We start from the raw sequence: 18627 nt of genomic DNA on the forward strand, positions 1-18627 counted from the left end.
TTATTCTTCCAGTAAAGATGCTGAAATCGAAGGTCGCTTCCTGGCCACATATTGACGGTAGATTAATAAAGTGAAAATCACCATCACTGCACAGAACATATAGGTTTTTTCAAAACCGTATTGTGCAATGATCATACCCATCACTACTGAACCCACTGCCAGTCCAATATCAAACAGGCTAAAAAAGGTAGAAATTACATGGCCCATACGCTGTTTTTCGACAGATTGAAATCGCTAGCGTTTGTAAACATGGAAATAATGAACCCTAACCAATTCCAATAAATACTGCAGACAGCCACATAGTCCACTGACCGGACATGACACTGACGATCATCATGCCAATTGCAAAGAAAATAAAAGAAGGATAGATAACTGCACTTGGCCCTTTACGGTCGTAAATTTTGCCCACCCAAGGCCGTACTAACAACATTGAGGCAGCAAAAACAATAAAGAAGATGCCGGTATAAGCTAGTAGTTGCTTGGTTTCACTAAAGGGCGTGATAAAACTCATAATGCTGGAGTAAGCAAAAGCAGTGAGTAGAGCCACAAAACTGACCGCCAGCACTTTGACTTCAATAATGTCATGCAGGCTGAATTTTGATTTTTCAGCTATTTTGATCTGAGGTTTTGCTAATTCGGTAATTTTCAGCATGAAGGAAAAGATCAAGCCGATAGAGATAATCACAGCAAGCAAGCCAAACAGCACTTTAAAGCTGGTGAACTGAACCACGGTTAAGGCCAGTAATGGACCAAATACCACGCCCAGATTGGTGGACATGACAAAATAGCCCATGCCCTCACCTTTACGAGATTCCGGAATAAACTCATTCGCGACAGGAACGGTGACCATCGTTAGAATACTGAACCAAATTCCATGTAAGAAACGTACTGCCAATAATGACCACATGCTATCGACCAGCAGATAACTAAAGGCAAACAAGGCAAAAATAACTCCGGCTCCACGCATTGCCAATTTCTTGCCGAGTTTCTCGATAATCATGCCAGAAAAAGTCGAACAGCGATGGAGGAAACTAAGAACAGGGTCAAAGCCAAACCTGCTTCTTTGACTGATCCGCCCAGATCTTTCATGATATAAACCGGCAGAATGGTCAGTAAGGCAAAGTAATAGATAAACAGGAACAGATTGTTCAATAAACACAGAACAAAGGAGCGATTCCATAAGCGCTCAGGACTAGCAGACATAACACGCAACTTTTAAAGCAAATTTAAGAATTGACTAAACTCAGGGAGAAATCAAAGCTGGGCTTAAGGCCATATCTACCAGATTCTGGATATATTGATCATCCGGCATGCGGTTGAAGAAAATGATCTGGTAATGAATCGGCCCATATAAAGTGTCCAGCATCAGATCAAAAGGATAATCCGCACGTAATTCTCCACGTTGAATGGCCTGTTGAATCAATTGATGGGTTTGTTTTCGACGTGGTAATAGATATTGCTGAAAAAAGTCTGCAGCCAGCTCCCGATGATTGGCCATAACGACCAGCAAAGCACGGCCTACCGGATGATTAAGCGCCTGAACTAGCAAAGTTAGCTGTTGAACCAGATTACTACGCAGGCTCTGTGAAGCATCCAGTTCAAATACCCCTGCTGTACGCTGCTTGAAAGCATCTAGTACCAATTCAGATTTATGTTTCCACCAGCGGTAAATCGTAGATTTGCCAACCCCTGCCCGTGCAGCCACATCTTCTATAGTTAGCTGATGATATTCACCTTCTGCCAGTGCATCCGAAACTGCCTGCAGAATACTGTGCTGACGCCGTGAACATTTTTCTTCTTCACTCATGCTTAAAACCAAAAAACGAAACGATACGTATCGTTTCATATTAGATTAAAAAAAGAAGCTTAAACCAGAGTTGAATGATTTTCTAGGCAAAAAAAAGGCCTCACATTGAAGGCCTCTTTAATAAGCGAATTAAGTTTAGTACTTAACTATGCGCTGATTTTTTATAGATGCTGCATGAAGGATGATGGTTTTCCTGCAGACGGGCAACTTTACGTTGTTCAGCCGCTTCAAAACGGCAACGTTTCCAGTCATTGTCCAGATTCAGCGGTGGAATCTGTTTAGGCTTACCATTTTCATCAACAGCGACCATGGTAAAGTAGCAACTATTGGTATGGCGTACAGTACGTTTCTGAATATTTTGTGCTTCTACACGAATGCCAATTTCCATGGAAGTACGACCTACATGGTTCACACTTGCCAGGAAAGTCACCAGCTCACCGACATGAATCGGTTCTTTGAAATTTACTTTGTCTACAGACAGGGTTACGACATAACTACCCGAATAGCGACTCGCACAAGCATAAGCAACCTGGTCCAATAATTTCAGAATTGTTCCACCATGTACATTTCCTGAAAAGTTCGCCATATCTGGCGTCATAAGAACCGACATCGTTAACTCTGACTGGTCATCCGATGCTGTTGCAATTTGATCTAAAGGGGCCATCGTTTTCTCTGAACTCTTTGAATGACAATGATATAGACCATTATTATAGCTTTTTTGGTCTAAATAAAATGTTCAATTCGGCAAATAAAACATCATAATTCTTGATATGAAATTTTTCTCCATACAAAAAAAAAGATATTCCTCTGAAGATCCATAAAAATCATCAGAAAGTTATTTTCAGTAACTATAAAATAAACAGGAATTTATCTAGTAAATTATTTTCTTGAATCAATGCACTGCAATTAAGAGATTATTTATTAAGCATGCAGAACTCGGTTTAAGAGAACTGCATGCATTAACAAAAAATAACCTCGAATTAAGCAGGCACTTGTCTCAACATTTCTCGCGCCACATTTTCATAACTTAAAGTCTGCTGGCCATGCAATATAGTTTCAACGGTAAAAGAACCATCGGGATGACCTTTAGTTACAGTAAAAATTGTATTTTCAAACTGAGCTAATGTGACTTGCTGGCCAATTTCGATGTGATTCATATGGCTTTTACATTTATTAATCTATCAATTTTTATTCTGTCATGATCTTCTAAGCTTTTGAAAAGTTGTTTAACTTAAGTCTGTGAATAATTTTGTTAAAATCAAAAAATAGCCTTAAAATATATTTATAAAATCACTATATTTTTATAATTCAAATATTTATTTCCAATTGAAACTCGGGCTTTAAGTGACTTTCAATAGGTAGAAAACATCAGCTCATCTCTAAAAACGATGAGCAAAAATGAGCCGCTTTTCATCTACATGAGAAAAGAGGTAAATATTTTTATACATCTTTATGAAAAATAAATATTTTATTAAAAATCTTAGAGCAAATTATTGTTGCTGGGCCAAGAGCAATGGAATCTGATGACCCTGACTGTAATTATGCTTCTGATAGGCCTGAGCAATTTCTGGTAGCTTGAGTTTAGCCGCCTCGATGCCAGCGTCCATGGTCAATTCCCTGCCACGCACATCAAAAATATGACCTTTTTCGCGTAAGTCTGGCTGAATTACCACATCGGCGTATTGTAGCTCCTCAGAAGCTAAACGTTGCTGCATGATATTAATATTCTGGTTGAATAGGCCCCAGACATTGGTGGTTTCAGTATGGATTGGCTGCGCCAAAATATCGACAGCAATCACAATATCAGCGCCCAACTCACGAGCTACTTTAACTGGCACCGGACTGACCAGCCCTCCATCCACATATTCTTTTTTCTGGATGACAGTCGGAATAAACATGCTTGGAATAGAAACGGATGCACGTACTGCCTGACCGGTATTACCATAATTGAAGACTACCCGCTTGCCCTCTTTCAAGGCTGTGGCTACCACAAACATCGGGATTTTCATGGCTTGCAAAGGCGTTTGATCCACTTGCAAATTCACATAATTTTCGACTTTTTTGCCATCAAAAAAACCTTTAGGGTCCAGCTTGATGTCGCGGACGTCAGTCGCTTTCATGCTTAACGCAATATTACGCAGTTCAATCGCCGGTTTACCACTGGCATAAATGGAGCCGACAATACTGCCGGCACTGGTTCCCACAATAAAGTCTGGTTGTATGCCTGCCTGTTCCAATACTTCAATTGCACCGATATGCGCATAGCCACGCGCACCGCCACTGCCAAGAACCAGTGCAATCACCGGACGGTTTTCTGTTTGCTTGATCTTGCGGAAATTGATCTGGTTTGGACGTGCTTGGGCTTCTGCTACTGAACTGGCAGATTTAATATGATTAGAGTTAGATGGATTAAAACCGGATGTCGTTTGGCAGCCGCTCAGACCTACCATTGTCATCGCCAATATACTCAGTACATATTTCTGCATGCAGAGCACGTCCTCATTTTGTTAAAGCAGCATAGTGTATAAACACATGCTTAAATAATCTGTAGAATTTCGTAAAACTGTCATACAGTTGCATTAATATCTTTCAATTTTCAGCCACTGTATGAATACATCATCACTGTACCGGATCTTTCTCACTTTCCTGCAACTGGGCTGTATGGCATTCGGTGGACCGGCGGCGCATCTGGTGTTTTTTCACCGTAAATTTGTCGACCAGTTACAGTGGTTAAATGCGACACAATATGGCCAGCTGGTTGCATTAGCGCAGCTTTTGCCCGGCCCCAGCAGCAGTCAGGTGGGCCTCTCAATCGGCTATCTGCAAAGAGGTTATGCTGGGGCATTCGTGGCTTGGCTTGGGTTTACTCTGCCTTCAACGCTTCTGATGAGCTTGATCGCAGTACTCGGTCAGCACTATTTCCATATTCTAAACTCAAACAGCTTTCATAGCATTCAATTGATCGTTTTTTCTGTAATCGTCTGGGCATTCTGGCAAATGCTTAACAGTTTCTGCAAGAGCATCTGGCAGTATGTACTGGTCTTGATTTCAGTCCTGATCCTGAGCTTCATTAGTATCAGTTTGAATCAGCTATTAGTCATTATTTTAGGGGCAGTTTTTGGCCTTGTAATGGCAAAATTTTCTAATTCTCCTCAGGAAAATAAGCCTGCTTCAAATTCATCTATCATTCACTCAAGCTATATTCAGCCACGTCATTCACCTTACTGGTTCATCGCATTTATACTGCCCTTTTTCCTGATTCCTATACTAGTCAAATCTGGTTCTTGGCCTGAACTCGCGTTTTTTGCTGATTTTTATCAAACTGGCTCATTGGTCTTTGGTGGCGGACATGTCATTCTGCCTTTGCTGCATCAGGACTTTGTTGCGACCAATTTGCTTTCGTCACAATCTTTCGATCTAGGTTATGCATTTGCTCAATTGATGCCGGGTCCATTATTTAGTTTTGCCAGCTATGTCGGTGCCCTGTTGCCTTGGACAGGTTCAGCCTGGATTAATGCACTTTTAGCAACCTGCGCCATTTTCCTGCCTTCATTTTTTCTGATTTTTGCTACTTTGCCTTATTGGTCATGGTTAATGCAGCAACGTATTATTTTTCAGGCAGTGAGCGGGATTAATGCGGCAGTCGTCGGACTGCTTTTATATTTGCTGATTGATCTCTCTCAGGCATATTTTCGTTCCTGGTCTGATCTGGTTTTTGTCATCGTAATGATTTTACTGTTACGCTCGAAATTACCAGTCTGGTTCAGCCTGATTGCTGGCTTTATCCTATATTAAAGCTATCTGAATTTTATGTCATTCTAACTATTAAACCCATAAAAAAGCCCCGAACCAGTCGGGGCTTTTTCTCAAGTCTTACCAGATATCTGATTTAACTTTATCTTTAAATTTCGGATGATCATCGAGTTTAAACTCTGGTTGCTCGATGCCACGTTTCAGCTGACCGGTATAGTCCTTGAGCAGCATCAAAATAAATGGCATCAGCAGCACAATCGCAATCAGGTTGATACTAGCCATGACACCCATGAACAGATCCGCCATATTCCAAATCAATGGCACACTGGCAATCGAGCCGAAATACACCATAAACAATACCAGCAATCGGAAAGTAAACATGACCTTACTGTTATTATTGATGAACTGAATATTTCCTTCTGCATAGGCATAGTTACCAATAATAGAAGAATAGGCGAACAGGAATAAGATCAAGGCCAGGAAGTCATCACCCCAAGCACCAATCTGGCTTTCAAGCGCCATCTGGGTCAAGGTTACACCTTCAAAACCGGCATTTTCATATAGGCCAGAGACTAAAATAATGATAGCGGTACATGAACATACGACGAAGGTATCTACAAATACGCCAAGCATTTGAACCAGACCCTGATTCACCGGATGTTTCACGTCAGAGGCAGCTGCCGCATTCGGTGCTGAACCCATCCCCGCTTCGTTCGAGAATAAACCGCGCTTAATCCCCATCATCATGGCCATCGAGATCATGGCACCGAAGAAACCGCCAGCCGCTGCTTCAAACTCAAATGCTTTGCTAAAGATCAGCTGGAAAATAGACGGCAACATATCGTAATTGATGACGGCGATATATAAAGCAACAGCTAGGTAAAGAACTGCCATGAAAGGCACTACCCCTTCAGCAACTTTGGCAATCCGCTTGATCCCGCCAAAAATAATCATGGCCGTAATCAAGACCAAGACCAGACCAATCCAGGAAATTTCCAGATCGAAGCCGCCTAATGGCAACATCAGATTGGCTTCATTCCAGCCCCAGGCATGTGAGGTTGCAGCAGTAATCGCATTGGCCTGTACGGCATTAAACACAAAACCGTAGGTCGTAATCAGCGCAATCGCAAATACAATTCCCAGCCATTTTTGCTTAAGACCCTGAGTAATGTAATACGCTGGTCCACCGCGGAATTGCTGGTTCTTGTTATCCCGAACTTTAAATAACTGGGCTAATGACGATTCTACAAAAGCAGAACTCATTCCCAGAAATGCAGTAAACCACATCCAGAACACAGCACCTGGACCACCGACAGCAATCGCAATGGCGACACCAGCGACATTACCCACACCAACCCGGCTAGCCAGACCTGTAACAAAAGCCTGAAACGGCGTAATACCATGATCGTCTTCGACCTTGCCACGACTACGTTTCATGACTTTCATACTGTGCAAGAACAAACGGATTTGTACGGCACCGGTCATGATCGTATACAAAATACCGACTGCGACCAGGAATACCACTAAAAAGTCCCAGAGTGGACCATTTAAGGCATTGACCCAGCCCAGTAAGGTTTCATTTAGCTGATCATTCATGTCATATCCTTATGAGCTTATGACTCATTATCAAGCCTAAAATTAGACGAAAAATTTCAAGATCATCTGGATGATCGTGGCATTAATCAAGTCAACGAAGAAAGCACCACATAATGGAACGATCAGGAAGGCTTTATGCGAAGCGCCATACATATTGGTAATCGCCTGCATATTGGCGACAGCCGTTGGGGTTGCACCCATCCCGAAACCACAGTGACCTGCGGCAAGTACTGCGGCATCGTAGTTTTTGCCCATCACCCGGAAAGTCACAAATGCTGCATATAAAGCCATGGTCAAGGTCTGTGCACCGAGAATCACCATCAATGGTCCTGCCAGATCCGCCAGTTGCCATAGTTTTAATGACAGCAGCGCCATGGCCAGATAAAGTGACAATGAAGCATTACCAAACACATCAATCGCACGGTCGAAAATCTGGATTTTCAGGATGCCTTCCAGCACGTTACGCAGAATCACGCCGCCTGCCAGTGCCCATACAAATGTTGGCAGTTCAAATACTGTATCTTTACTGAAGCCAGTCATCAGCTCCGCAAATGCCAGACAGCCTGCAAACAAACCAAGCGTGGTAATGGCATTATCGGCGGTGATCAGACGAACACGATGTGGATATTCAAATTGCACATATTCATCTGTCGTGCTGTCCATTGGCGTGTTGTCACGTTTTTCGATTTGCTGATCGGTACGGGCCACAGCAAGATTATGACGGTTAATCAACAGTTTCGCCAAAGGCCCACCGATAATTCCACCAATAATCAGACCAAAGGTCGCACTTGCCATACCGAGTGCCAAAGCCCCCTGAATACCGTGCTCAACTTCAAGAATTTCACCCCAGGCACCAGCAGTACCATGTCCACCAGTCAGCGTAATCGAGCCGGCAATCAGACCAATCAGAGGATCAATACCTAACAAGCTTGCTAGTCCCATACCAACCGCATTTTGTAGTGCAATAAATGTCGAGATGGCAACCAGGAAGATCACCAGTCCGATCCCACCTTCACGCAATTTGGCGAAGTTCGCACTCAGACCGATCGAGGCAAAGAAAATCAGCATAAAACTGGTTTGCAGTTCCGCGCTCGTGGTAATGCTATAGCCCCAGAACGAATGAACCAGCAGAGAGATAACCGCTGCAACCAGACCACCTGCAACAGGTTCAGGAATGTTGTAACGTTTTAGAAAATCGATTTTATCCACCAAAAACCGACCCAGTAATAGAACAATTACTGCAGCGATCAGGGTATAAAATGCGTTAAAAGTAAAATCCATAATTTTTTTGTCCAAGATGGTCCTGAATTTTCGTCATTCTAAAAGTCGTGTTGCGATTCATTTTTACAGAAAAAAACCTTACATAACCCCATGTAATTGTCATCTTTTTCATTCATCTATCGCCTTTAGAATCAACAAAGCATTCCGCATCTGTTTCAAACTTATGAATATCATCGTGATGATCATATTCAGTGAGAGATTTATAAAAGCGAAAAACGGCCTTTTGCTGATTGCATAAGCTACGCCAGATGCGTAAATTCATCTCAGCGTGCAACTTATAGCGATAACATCCAACCTATATTTTTTACTTCTCAACCAGCATGAATTGCTACATGAGTGCTTTTAACCTAACTGAGTTCATCAAGTCATTTGCAATAAGATATTTCAAATAGAGCTTGACCATGCAATCTTCATTATTTCCTCAAAATGCATGTATTCAACTGAAAAGTCGCACATTATGCTGTTTCTTTGTATAAAGTTTTATTGTTTTTTATTAACTATAGTTAGCAAATATATAAAAAATAAGTATAACTTATTATTTTTTATAGTTTACTACCCCTAAATTCTAATCGAAATAAAATATTAATTGAATCTAAAAACGGATATTTAATTTTATTTTTAAGATTGAATTTTAATCATTCTATTTTGCTCTTAACTTTCTGTATAGTTACAGCCATCGATGTTAATTGCTCAAGATATCAGCATCTAAAGTATTGGTTTCATTTTTATAGGCAGTTTTGTTTAAGCATTCAATAAATTTCTTAGGCTATTTATATAGCTCCTATATCTCCTAAATACATTCTCATTCATGTGATTTCTATTAATCATCCCAATTCACTGTGAAACTAAAATTACCCCCTGCCCGACAAGGTTTGTTTGGTTTATAGTCATTTCACCATCATTAAGGATATGAGATTGGAAATTAAAATGGATCAAAACCTCGTTCATGCTGTAGATCAAACCATTACTTCCCGTCATTCAGTTCGTGCTTTTCTAGATACGCCGGTCAGTACCGACATGCTCAAAGACATTTTGACTGTGGCTAGCCGCGCCCCTTCAGGAACCAATACCCAGCCATGGAAAGTATATGTGCTAACCGGAAAAAAGCGCGATGAGCTGGTGCAGCGTGTCTGTCAGGCGCAAATGGAGCTTTATCAAAATCCGGTACTAGCCGCACAATATAAAGAAACCTTTGCCTATTATCCCGAGCAATGGTTCTCTCCTTATATCGACCGACGCCGTGAAAATGGCTGGGGCTTATATGGTTTGCTGAATATCCAGAAAGGCGAAAAAGAGAAAATGGCACGCCAGAACCTGCGTAATTTTGAATTATTTGATGCACCAGTGGGGCTATTCTTTACCTTACATAAAGATTTAGGCGTAGGTTCAAAAATGGATATTTCCATGATGATTCAAAACGTGATGCTGGCTGCCAAGGCGCGTGGTCTGGATACCTGTCCGCAGGCTGCCTGGAATCATTTTCATAGCATCGTGCTGGATGTACTGGACACAGGTGATGATGAAGAGCTGGTCTGTGGCATGTCACTAGGCTATGCAGATCCAGACCATATCGTAAATACCTTTATCACCCCACGTGTCCCGGTAGAGGAATTTGCCGTTTTTGTAGAAGAATAAAATTAGATAAGCCATGATTCAAGCATCAACTTTGAGCTGCTTGGATCATCTGACAGAGATATAGAGTTCTTGCAGCTCCTTATCTCTGCTTAACTCTAGGCAGTTCTAATTTCAATACAGATCTAAAGGCTATAACCACAAAGATCGCCATTACCAAGGCCATATTGAATAAAGCATCCCACAGCATAAAGTTCAGTAAAACTCCGCCCAACAAACCGCAGGCAAATTGCATACTGCCCATAATCGCACTGGCTGTTCCGGCACGAGCACCCTGCTCTGCCATAGCCAGCGCCATCGCATTCGGTCCCACAAAACCAATTGAGGCTACAACGACAAATAAGGCCGCCATAACCAGGATAACAGATTCAATATTCAGATAGCCTAAAACCAGTAAAGCCAAGACACCGATTCCCTGTAAAGAAGCGCCTAGTTTTAAACGACTTAAGACTGAAAGATATTGAGCCAGATGCTTATTCAGAGTCGAAAACAGCATGATTCCCACAGCATTCCCCCCGAAAGCATAAGCAAACTGCTGTTCAGTGAGATGATAATGATCCATCAGAATAGCTGAAGAAGCGCTGATATAGCAGAACATCACCGCCCCAGAAAAACAACCCACTAGCATTGGTCGTCTGAAACTCTCATCCTGAAAAATGGTTCGGTATAAACTCAATACCTGCTGCAAATTCAGTTTAAGGCGGCGTTCCGGAGGTAAGGTTTCCTGAAAGAAAAAATGCACACAGACTAGGCTAAACAAGCCACAGCCCATCAGCACCAAGAAAATAATATTCCACTCAAAAAACATCAGTACCCATGCGCCGAGACTTGGCGCAATAATCGGTGCAATGGTCGTTACAATCATCATGCTGGCAAAGGCCTGTGCAGCCGCCTGCATATCCAGCCGATCACGAATGGTTGCTCGGGCAATCACGACACCTACACATCCCCCTAAGGCTTGTAATACCCGTGCTGCAATCAGGCTCCATTCATTCTGTGCAAACATACACAACAGACTTGCTAGAATATACAGACTCAATCCAAAATAAAGCGGTGGCTTACGTCCAATCCGGTCACTGATCGGGCCATATAGCAACTGCCCAACCGCCAATCCAAGGAAATAAGCTGGCAGACTATTGGAAACCATCTGGGTGCTGACACCAAAATCCGCTGCCATTTCGGGTAAGGCAGAGAGATACATATCAATAGATAAAGGACCAAGTGCAGTCAGTGAAGCCAGCAAAATAATCCAAGACATGGCATAAGGCCGTGGTGCTGTCGTATTGGAGTTCATGTAATTAAAGATTTTAATGCGTAGTAGGCAGACAAATTAACATAGCGCATAGTATGATTTACATGGAAATTAAAAGTTATAAATATACTTTTTCTCATATGTATATTCAGCTTTGCAGCAAAGACTGCAAGAGAAAGGATCACCGTTGAAATCTTGGCTCAATCGTCTTAAACACGCGACTTATAATACGACCCTGATGTATAACCTGCGTATGCTGATCGCTTTTGCAGGCACTGCCTTTGTTCCCTATTTCATAGGACAGCAGTTAATGACTATTCCACTCACCCTTGGGGTGGTGGCCGCAGGTTTAAGTGATATTGATGACCGCTTTTCCGTGCGTATCCTGAATCTGTTCTATACCTATTTAGGCTTCTTCATTACCGCAGTCGCAGTCTATCTGTTATTTCCTTATCCGCTGCTGTTTGCTTCTGCCCTCATTGTTTCTTGTATTGTCCTGATTCTGCTCGGCTCGCTTGGTCGACGTTATGCCACGATTTCCTATGGCTGTCTGGTGATTTCTGTCTATTCCATGCTGGGGGTTGAACTATTTGATGGATGGTATCAGCAGGCAAGCTTGCTGCTGATTGGTGCGGTCTGGTATGGCTTTTTGTCGACATTGAGCTTCCTGCTATTTCCAGCGCGACGTGCACAGGACAATCTAGCTAAGTGTTATGCCTCTTTGGGTGATTTCCTCTATGCCAAATCGAATCTGTTCGATGTCGATATGACGGCAAAAAGTTATCAGCAAAGTATGATCGAGCTGTCACTGGAAAATGGCAAACTGATTTCAATTTTTAATGAAATGAAGACTGTCCTTTTGACCCGTCTGAAAGGTGACCGTGGTCAGAAAGATACCCGTCGTAGCCTGCAATACTATTTTGTGGCACAAGATATTCACGAGCGTGCCGATTCTGCGCATATTGATTATCAGAAACTGGCCAAAATTTTTGAACACAGCGACATTTTGTTCCGTTTTCAGCGCATCCTGTCGATTCAGGGCAAAGCCTGTAAAGACCTGAGTGAAAGCATTCAGCAACGCAAAACCTATAAACATAATAAACGCTTCAAACATGCCTTTGAAAACCTGAGATTGTCCCTAGAAAAATTGCGTACAGAACAGCAGTATGATCAGGTCTGGATCAATGCCCTATTTGCCTTATTCCAGAACCTGAAATCCATTGATGCGCAGTTACGCAATCTGGAAACTGAACGTAATATCAAATTTGATCGTACTAAACATATTGAAAACCAGCTCAAAGATGACGACCTGAAAGGCTGGGAAGATATCAAGATTCGGGTCAAACAGCATCTGACACCTGAATCGGTGTTGTTCCGTCATGCCATTCGCCTATCGATTGTGCTGCTAATCAGCTATATCTTTGTCCAGCTGACCGATATTCAGTATGGTTACTGGATTCTGCTTACAGCACTATTCGTCAGCCAGCCTAATTTTAATGCTACCAAGCGTCGCTTACGTTTACGTATCGTTGGAACATTGGCAGGTATTCTTTTAGGTTATGCCATTCTGTACTTCATTCCTTCCGTTGAAGGGCAATTATTACTGCTAATTTTGAGTGGGATTCTGTTCTTTGAATTACGCAGTAAACAGTATGCACAGGCCACTGCCTTTATTACCATTCTGGCCCTGATCAACTTTAATCTGGACGGCATGGGTTTTACTGCAGCTATCCCCCGTATGATTGATACTCTGATTGGCTGTGCGATTGCCTGGTTTGGCGTGAGCTTTATCTTCCCGGATTGGAAATTTCGTCGCTTGCCACGAAGCATTAGCCGTAGCCTGCAGGCAGAATGTGACTACTTGAGTGAAGTGATTGAACAGTATAAGTCTGGACGAAATAATGGTCTGACCTACCGCGTGGTACGCCGTGCAGCCCATAATACCGATGCTGAAGTTGCTTCCCTGATCTCGACTTTGGCCACCGAACCTGATTTCGACCCTGTGCAAAAATCACAGGCTTTTGAGTTCCTATGCCTGAATCATACTTTTATCAGTTATATTGCCGCGCTGGGTGCGCATCGTGAAAAAATTCAGGATCAGGATGTACTGGACTTACTGGACCAAGCCCTAGAAAATATTCGTGGTGCCCTGCTCTATGATGAGGTCCCTGACCTAAGCACCCAGAATATGATCCAGAATATCCGTCAGCGTCTGTCACAACAGCAGGAAGAAGACCAGAAACCACTGATCATTTTGCAACAACTGTCTTTAATGTTTAGTATCTTGAAGCAATTGAGTCAGTTAAAGCAGAGTTTGAGTCATGAACGTGACGAACAGGCTACTGAATTGGCTTCATTATAATTTGGCTGATTTTGGAACAATATACTCACTGAATTAGCATAATTAATGCTAAACTTTTTACAGCTTTAAATCTGTTAATTTCATTATGACCGCGAAAAATTTATACGCTTATACCCTACAGCCTGTGAACTATGAAATTTCAGAAGCTGAGCAGCGTCATGCTCAGCTAATGATCTGGCGTAGTACCAATAAAATTGGTATGAAAGCTTGGCTGATCATGGGTGCTATTGTTACCTTGTCTATTCTGGGAATTATCCTGATCAAGAACTACTCAACAGTTATCTGCTGGGTGGCGATTGTCTGTGTAGTACTGTATTACCTGATCCGTACTTTTGGTCTGGAATGGTATGTTAAACGCAAGATGAATGAATTTCCGGTACAGGAAATTAAAGGTATCCGTCTTGGCGTACAGCCACATGGTATCGTGATGCGCCAGAAAATGGGCATGCAGGAAGGTGTGGGTGCTATTGGCTGGAAAGACATCTATGAATGGTATAACACGCCGGAATTCATGCTGATCAATTTTAAAGTCAAAGGTCAGCAAGGTGCTTATATCCTGCCTAAACGTTTAGACAGTAAAAACTTCTCTTTCGCGACCATTCGCAAGCATCTGCAAGAAGAAGTGGGCGCGCCAAAAGAAATCTAAGACACATCCCGGTTTTGAAAGACCTCCTGTTTCGACATGGAGGTTTTTTTATGTCTATCTTTTATCCGACTCATCGACACAAATGATAATGAGAATAAATATTATCATCATAATCTATAATTTGTTCTAATTCTTCAGTTATAATTTGCCTACTTTTACACATACCACCATAAATCTGACCATCATGTTTAAAAAGACATTTTTCCAACTCCACTGGTTTCTGGGGATTACTGCAGGTTTGATTCTCTCGATTATGGGAGTCACGGGTGCTATTTATTCTTATGAGCCGCAAATCCTAAAATGGATGAATAGCGACAGTTATACTGTACAGGTTCAAGAGCGAGACAAGCTTAGCCCTGCCCAACTGTATCAACATTTCCAGACCCAAAACCCTGAAATGAAAATCAACAGTATTACCGTGGCACAGGATCCAAGTGCATCCAGTACGGTCAATATTGTAAAAGAGGGAGCACGTCGTGGTTATAACATGATGGTCAACCCCTACACGGCTGAAGTATTGCCTGAAATTAAAGGTCGTGAATTCTTCCAGTTTGTACAGCAACTACATCGTAATTTGACTGTAGGACCCGTCGGTAAACAGATTACCGGTGCCTGTGCCCTGATGCTGATTTTCTTTGTCTTGTCGGGTCTTTACCTACGCTGGCCAAAACGCCATTCAGTGAAGCAGTGGCTAGCTGTGAAGCCGCAACTGAAAGGTCGTAACTTTATCTGGGATCTGCACGCGGTTGTTGGAACCTGGGTCGTGATTTTTTACCTGATCCTGGCGTGTACCGGACTGTACTGGTCTTATGACTGGTGGCGCAATGGTATGTTCAAGGTGCTGGGTGTAGAACGTCCACAACCTGAAATGCAGCAAGGTCAAGGCGGCCGTGGTGGTGAAGAACAAGGTCGTAGTGCTGGCGAATCACGTGGTGAAGGTCAACGTGGTTCTCGTGGTGAAGGTGCAGGCGAACGCGGTCCACAAAGCGAAGGTCAGCGCGAAAATCGCGGTGAAGGTCGTGAGAAAGGTGTTGATGATACCGTTTTACTTACTGCATTGAACAAGAGCTGGGCAGGTTTCCAGAATGAATTCAATGACAAATATTCAACAGTTACTTTTAATATTCCTAAAAAAGCCGATGGTGAATTAAAACTCAGCTTTACCGATGTTGAAGTTCAGCATGAGCGTGCCCGTAATAATGCTACTTATAACTATCAGGATGCAGCTTTTACATCGGTAGAAATGTATGAAGACAAAAAGCTGAATGAAAAGATCATGAGCAGTATGCTACCGGTGCACCGTGGCAGCTTCTTTGGTCCGATTTATCAGTTCTTTGCCATGGTCGCGTCACTGCTCATGCCACTTTTCTTTATAACCGGCTGGATGCTCTATCTGAAACGTCGCAAGCAGAAAAAACTTACTCTGGCTGCACGCCAAGGCACAACTGCCCTGCCTTTGGATCCAAATGCTAAGCCTTGGCTGATTACGTATGCCTCACAAACAGGTGTCTCTGAACAACTGGCATGGCGCACGGCCACTGCCTTACAGGAAGCACGTCAACCTGTCAGCGTTAAAGCAGTACAACAGTTAAGCCTTGCAGATCTGCAACAGGCAGAACAGGTTTTATTTGTAGCCAGTACTTATGGCACAGGTGAAGCGCCTGACCTGGCTTCATCTTTCGAAAAGAAAATTCTGTCTGCCAAAGCAGATCTCAGCCATCTCAATTATGCAGTTTTGGCTCTAGGCTCCCAGGAATATCCTGATACCTATTGCAGCTTTGGTCATCGGATCGACCAGTGGTTACAGCAGAATGGTGCCAAGCAGCTCTTCAAGACCATTGAAGTGGATAATGCCAATAATGAGCATATCCAGCAATGGACCAATGCCCTTGCACATGTGACCCAGTTTGAGTTGCAGGATATGGGTATCGATAAAACCTTCGATCAATGGACTTTGAGCAAACGTGAATTGCTGAATCCAGATAGTCTGGGTGCGCCTGCGTTCAATATTGAACTGGTTCCACAGCATGAAGCTGTCTGGCAGGCAGGTGATATTGCCGAAATCCAACCAGGAAACAGCCCTGAACGTATCCGTGCATTTATGGAGAAATACCGTATTGCCGCGGGTACACAGGTACCTTCTCTGAAGCAAAGTATCGAACAGGCACTTTGGAATCGTGATTTGACTCAGGTTGATCCTTTTGATTCAGTAGATGAGCTGTTACAGCAATTACCAACTCTGACTACACGTGAATATTCAATCGCCAGTATTCCAAGTCAGCAAGTGCTACGTCTGGTCGTGCGTCAGCAATCCGATGCGCAAGGTCAGTTAGGTTTAGGCTCAGGCTGGTTAACACAGCATACTGCCCTAAATTCACCGATTGCCCTGCGTATTCGCAAGAATGAATCTTTCCATCTGATTGCTGATAACCGCCCGATTATCTGTATTGGTAATGGTACGGGGATCGCAGGTTTGATGAGCTTGCTGAGTGCGCGTAACCGTCAGGACTATACTCAGAACTGGCTCATTTTTGGTGAACGTCAGCGTGCCCATGATTTCTTCTTTGAAGAAACCATTCAGGCCTGGCTGCAAATGGGTACATTAAAACGACTGGATCTTACTTTCTCTCGTGACCAGCAGGAAAAAGTTTATGTGCATCATAAATTGCGTGAGCAAGCTGAAGAATTGAAACTCTGGGTCGCTCAAGGTGCCGTGATTTATGTATGTGGTAGCATTAATGGCATGGCCAGCGATGTCGATCAGGCTCTGATTGAAATTCTCGGTGAAAGCACAGTAGATCAATTACGTCTGGATGGTCGTTATCGTCGTGATGTATATTAAGATCAGCTGATCTACAAAAGACCGGGCTTCATGCCCGGTTTTTTATTAATAAGATAGAAGAAGAGATAAGAAGATAAATAAAAATATGAGTATCCGAATATCCAGCCCACTTAAACGAAATCTCAGCCTGATCTTTGGTTTGATCCTTGGCATAAACAGCCTCTGGTTAATGAGTCACGGACAAAGACATTTCGGTGTTCTTTTGCCAATTTTCATTAGCATAGCATTGGTTCTGTATGTTTTACTCTTTTCAAACATTCAACGCTGGAAACAGCATTCCAGATTTAGAACCTGGTTCTGGAACAGCCTCTGGGCCGGATTTTTGCTCTGGATGATCAGTGTCGTGGTTTTCTTCGCTTATATCCAGATGTCTATTCATACAAACGAATCTACACAGCCTCCTGCCGCTATTCTGGTTTTAGGCAGCGGGATTTCGAATGGACAGCCGTCACTCATCTTAAAAAGCCGTCTGGATACTGCAGCAAAATATGCAGCACACTATCCAGATGCTTTAATGATCATGACAGGTGGGCGTAATTATCGAGAAAGGCAAAGTGAAGCTGAGGTCATGCAGCACTATATCAATACTAATTATCCGGAACTCATCAACCCCATTCAACTTGAAGATCGAAGCAGAAGTACTGCTCAAAACATGATGTATTCTCAAGTGATATTGGAACAATACAATATAAGTCAAAATGATCCGATTGCGATTGCAACCAGTGATTTTCATAGCCCCCGTGCTCGTGCCATTGCCAGACACCAAGGTTATCAGCAAGTGATTAGTTTGAGTGCCAACACTCCTCTTTATCTGCGCTATAACTCCTGGTTAAGAGAATATTTTGCCTTTTTGAGTGGTTGGCTGCTCAATGAATATTCACTATTTAAATAAGTGACTTAAACACTAAGTTAATTTAAACGGATATGCCTTGGTGAAGGGATCGCTGGATTTTTGAATAGTTCAGGTTTCTGTACATAGACCTGATATAGGTAATTTTTAAGATCCAGCAAAAGTTTTTCAGGCGCAACCAGAATATTCTGCCCTTCTGGTGTTAGATCCAGTGACACGATAGTACTTTCCTGACGTAAGAAAGGAATGACCTTTTCAACAAAATCTTTGAGGGTAATTTCCTGAATCTGGTAATTGGCCCAGTTATCTTTAATGAGTAGTCTGGCCAGACCTTTGCTTTGCCAGGTCGCGAAAGCACGCTGTCCTGTCGGCGTGGCACACAAAGCCCAACCCTCTTGGTAAAGTGCAAAAATGCCACCTTGGGTAACAATAGCTTCAATAAAATTTTTATAAACTTGTAGCGGATCGTAGGCGGTATTTTGCGATTTGATCGCTGCCTTGCGCTGATATGGATTTCTCATAGTCTGAAATCTTCAAATTATTATAGACTTCGAATTCTATGAAATATTCAGGATTTAGGCAAGAAAGATATGGTGGGCGCTGACG

The 18627-nt window shown here is 42.7% G+C and carries 14 protein-coding genes and 1 pseudogene; 6 read left to right on the plus strand and 9 right to left on the minus strand.

Annotated elements, in window-relative coordinates:
- The 5 genes and pseudogenes from B3Q46_RS09310 to B3Q46_RS09330 form a co-directional block, all read right to left on the minus strand.
- A pseudogene (locus B3Q46_RS09310) lies at positions 1–1203 on the minus strand (MFS transporter).
- Positions 1204–1243: 40 nt separating this feature from the next.
- Positions 1244–1807: a TetR/AcrR family transcriptional regulator gene (locus B3Q46_RS09315; protein WP_034581092.1), complete on the minus strand. Its 564-nt coding sequence runs from the start codon at positions 1805–1807 to the stop codon at positions 1244–1246.
- Positions 1808–1949: 142 nt separating this feature from the next.
- Positions 1950–2471, minus strand: coding sequence for an acyl-CoA thioesterase (locus tag B3Q46_RS09320; RefSeq protein ID WP_004784949.1), 522 nt, complete (start codon positions 2469–2471; stop codon positions 1950–1952).
- Positions 2472–2787: 316 nt separating this feature from the next.
- On the minus strand, positions 2788–2964 hold the full coding sequence (locus B3Q46_RS09325) for a hypothetical protein (RefSeq protein WP_171069899.1): 177 nt from the start codon (positions 2962–2964) through the stop codon (positions 2788–2790).
- Between the two features lie 333 nt (positions 2965–3297).
- On the minus strand, positions 3298–4293 hold the full coding sequence (locus B3Q46_RS09330) for a patatin-like phospholipase family protein (protein ID WP_034701728.1): 996 nt from the start codon (positions 4291–4293) through the stop codon (positions 3298–3300).
- A 121-nt stretch (positions 4294–4414) separates the two neighbouring features.
- On the opposite strand from B3Q46_RS09330, the gene chrA reads away from it, so the two are divergent.
- Complete coding sequence (gene chrA / locus B3Q46_RS09335; RefSeq protein ID WP_104425858.1) at positions 4415–5602, plus strand: chromate efflux transporter; 1188 nt, start codon at positions 4415–4417, stop codon at positions 5600–5602.
- A gap of 78 nt (positions 5603–5680) precedes the next feature.
- Here chrA and B3Q46_RS09340 read toward each other — a convergent pair whose 3' ends face one another.
- Positions 5681–7156, minus strand: a complete 1476-nt coding sequence (locus B3Q46_RS09340) for an alanine/glycine:cation symporter family protein (RefSeq protein ID WP_034701735.1) — start codon at positions 7154–7156, stop codon at positions 5681–5683.
- Positions 7157–7198: 42 nt separating this feature from the next.
- On the minus strand, positions 7199–8437 hold the full coding sequence (gene gltS, locus B3Q46_RS09345; protein ID WP_034701739.1) for a sodium/glutamate symporter: 1239 nt from the start codon (positions 8435–8437) through the stop codon (positions 7199–7201).
- Between the two features lie 927 nt (positions 8438–9364).
- Between gltS and B3Q46_RS09350 the strand changes: the two genes are divergently transcribed.
- Positions 9365–10072, plus strand: coding sequence for a nitroreductase (locus B3Q46_RS09350; protein ID WP_286714947.1), 708 nt, complete (start codon positions 9365–9367; stop codon positions 10070–10072).
- A 79-nt stretch (positions 10073–10151) separates the two neighbouring features.
- On the opposite strand, the gene B3Q46_RS09355 is transcribed toward B3Q46_RS09350, so the two are convergent.
- A complete protein-coding gene (locus B3Q46_RS09355; RefSeq protein WP_034705661.1) occupies positions 10152–11363 on the minus strand; it encodes a multidrug effflux MFS transporter in 1212 nt (403 codons plus the stop codon).
- A gap of 145 nt (positions 11364–11508) precedes the next feature.
- On the opposite strand from B3Q46_RS09355, the gene yccS reads away from it, so the two are divergent.
- From yccS to B3Q46_RS09375, 4 genes are all read left to right on the plus strand, one after another.
- Entirely contained in the window at positions 11509–13683 is a 2175-nt protein-coding gene (yccS, locus tag B3Q46_RS09360) for a YccS family putative transporter (protein ID WP_034705659.1), read from the plus strand.
- 85 nt (positions 13684–13768) lie between these two features.
- Positions 13769–14329 (plus strand): YcxB family protein, encoded by a 561-nt coding sequence (locus B3Q46_RS09365; RefSeq protein ID WP_034705657.1) that lies wholly within the window; start codon positions 13769–13771, stop codon positions 14327–14329.
- Positions 14330–14513: 184 nt separating this feature from the next.
- On the plus strand, positions 14514–17171 hold the full coding sequence (locus B3Q46_RS09370; RefSeq protein ID WP_286714951.1) for a sulfite reductase flavoprotein subunit alpha: 2658 nt from the start codon (positions 14514–14516) through the stop codon (positions 17169–17171).
- A gap of 97 nt (positions 17172–17268) precedes the next feature.
- A complete protein-coding gene (locus B3Q46_RS09375; protein ID WP_104426977.1) occupies positions 17269–18063 on the plus strand; it encodes a YdcF family protein in 795 nt (264 codons plus the stop codon).
- A 17-nt stretch (positions 18064–18080) separates the two neighbouring features.
- Here B3Q46_RS09375 and B3Q46_RS09380 read toward each other — a convergent pair whose 3' ends face one another.
- A complete protein-coding gene (locus B3Q46_RS09380; RefSeq protein WP_005236987.1) occupies positions 18081–18542 on the minus strand; it encodes a DUF2750 domain-containing protein in 462 nt (153 codons plus the stop codon).
- Between the last annotated feature and the right edge of the window lie 85 nt (positions 18543–18627).

The sequence above is a fragment of the Acinetobacter sp. UBA2581 genome (genome assembly GCF_002339435.1).
In the GTDB taxonomy this organism is placed as follows: domain Bacteria; phylum Pseudomonadota; class Gammaproteobacteria; order Pseudomonadales; family Moraxellaceae; genus Acinetobacter; species Acinetobacter variabilis.